At 67.4% G+C, this 1,460-nt stretch carries 2 protein-coding genes and 1 pseudogene; all 3 read left to right on the plus strand.

Annotation, left to right across the window (positions count from 1 at the left end; genetic code table 11):
• The coding region (locus A8G08_RS27360; protein ID WP_068270040.1) for a hypothetical protein at nucleotides 1-270 on the plus strand (270 nt) is incomplete at its 5' end.
• A gap of 29 nt (nucleotides 271-299) precedes the next feature.
• The gene (locus A8G08_RS03170; RefSeq protein ID WP_068270042.1) at nucleotides 300-1,061 is read left to right on the plus strand and encodes a DUF8175 domain-containg protein; all 762 of its coding nucleotides are present in this window, start codon (nucleotides 300-302) and stop codon (nucleotides 1,059-1,061) included.
• A gap of 36 nt (nucleotides 1,062-1,097) precedes the next feature.
• Nucleotides 1,098-1,460: pseudogene (locus A8G08_RS03175) on the plus strand (hypothetical protein); the annotation flags it as partial.

The raw sequence follows: 1,460 nt of genomic DNA on the forward strand, positions 1-1,460 counted from the left end.
AACGGGGTGAAACCGGACTTCTCCATCTTCGGCGTCGAGTTCAACAACTGGCGCAAGATCGCGCTCGGCGGCGCCTGGGCGCTCGGGTTCTTCGTCCTGGGCGTGTACTCCATCTATGCGACAGCGGCTATGGCGATAGCCCGCAAGCAAGCCCACGTCGAAGACACCGTCGAACGCACCCAGAAGGCCCGCTGGTCCTGGCTGGGTGTGGCAGCCATGGTGGCGCTGCCGTTCGTGTGGACGGTCGCCGCGAACTTCGCCCCCCACTAACCGCCCGATTCGACAGACGGGGAGATCTCATGCGCAGCACCTATTCCCACCTCGGCGCCCGCACCCGCGACACCAGCGGTACACCCGACAGCCCCGGCATGCCTCCGATGTTGTGGTCCGGACCTTTCCGGTGGGTCACGATCGGACTGGTCGGGCTGATCCTGCTCGCGGTGCTCGGTCTCGGGGTCCGCGGTTGCAGTGACACGAACGACGACACCCCGACAGGGGAGCAGGGCGGGATCGGAGCACCGTCGGCGATCCGCACCGCTCACGGCCCGACCGGGATCGTCGAGGGTGTCCCTACCGGCTACAGCCGCGATCCGGATGGCGCCGCTACCGCGGCTGTCAACACTGTGCAGGCACTCGATGAGGCGTTCTCGGGCCGCATTTCGATGGACACTGTGATGCGGTCGCGTGTCTCCAGTGCGGCCTCGACCGGTGCTCTCAAACTTGTCGAGGATGGTCGGCATCCGGTTCCTGGCCCGGGCACGCTCACGATCGCGCCGGCTGCGGTGACCGTGACGTCATTCAGTGAGGATGCGGCGAAAGTGTCGATCTGGGAGATGTCGACCGCGCAGTACTCGATCACCCCGACCGATCCGAAAGCGGTGCGAGTCGCGTGGTCTACCGACGAGGTGTCGCTGGTCTGGGAGGACGGGGATTGGAAGCTGCAGGACAAGATCTTCCGTACCGGCCCCGACCCGTCGGACCCCGCGGTGACCGCCCCACCAACGGGCAGCGCCCTGGCGAACCCGGTGCAGCAGGGCTACTACTCCTTCTACGTCAACTAAATGGGCGGCGAAGCGATGCGAACCGTTCTGATTCTCATGACTGTTGGTGTCCTCGCGCTCGGTGGTGCGGGGACGGCGTGGGCTGACGATGCGGGCGATCCGCCGCCCGTCACTGGTGCGGCGGCGCCGACGCGGCAGTTGCCGAACGGTTTTCCGGCCGATCTGCGCCGGTTCGTCGCCGGCACAGAGGAATTCAAATCCGCAGCCTGGTTCGGGGAGGGGCCGTGCCGCGACCGGGGCGGGGACATGGGCGCCTATCTGCGGGCGATGTTTCCGGTGGAGGAGCGGCTGCTGTACTGGCAGCTGCCCGACACTGCGAAGGTGCGGCTGTGGCCCGGCACGCAGCTGGGTACGGCGGCCCCGGATGCGCGGGCGCAGGCAGCGATCGAGGCCGGGAAG

The organism is Aldersonia kunmingensis (assembly GCF_001646865.1).
GTDB lineage: Bacteria > Actinomycetota > Actinomycetes > Mycobacteriales > Mycobacteriaceae > Aldersonia > Aldersonia kunmingensis.